Source organism: Arthrobacter sp. C152 (assembly GCF_054890965.1).
In genome coordinates this window covers 1-481 of sequence record NZ_JBTZSU010000107.1, presented here as the reverse complement: position 1 = coordinate 481, position 481 = coordinate 1, and the positions used below count along the sequence as shown (strand labels likewise).

Here is a 481-nt window from a genome sequence, read left to right as displayed (position 1 = left end):
AGCGGCGGGCTGCTGCGCGGGTGTCGGAGAAGCCGAAGCCGTCGGCGCCGAGGGTGGCGTATTCGTTGGGGACGAACTGCCGGATCTGGTCGGGGACGGCTTTCATGTAGTCGGAGACGGCGACGACGGGGCCGGTGGCGCCTTCGAGTTGCTGGGTGACGAACGGGACGCGGGCGGGTTGGCCGGGGTTGAGGAAGGCTTCCTCTTCGGCGGCGAGGCCGTCGCGGCGCAGTTCGTTCCAGGAGGTGACGGACCAGACGTCTGCGGAGACGTTCCAGTCGTCGGCGAGGATGCGCTGGGCGTCCAGGGCCCAGGGCACGGACACCCCGGAGGCGAGGATCTGCGCCTTGGGTCCTGCAGCTGCCGACGCTGACACCCGGTAAATGCCTCCCACTACTCCCCGCACATCCAGGTTCTCCGGTTCGGCGGGCTGGACGATGGGCTCGTTGTACACGGTCAGGTAGTACATGACGTTCGTGTC

Annotated in this window: 1 protein-coding gene; it reads right to left on the bottom strand. The window is 68.0% G+C overall.

Annotated elements, in window-relative coordinates; all coding sequences use genetic code 11:
* On the bottom strand, positions 1 to 481 hold a 481-nt coding region (locus ACYSM9_RS21920), incomplete at both ends, for a transketolase-like TK C-terminal-containing protein (RefSeq protein WP_461859052.1).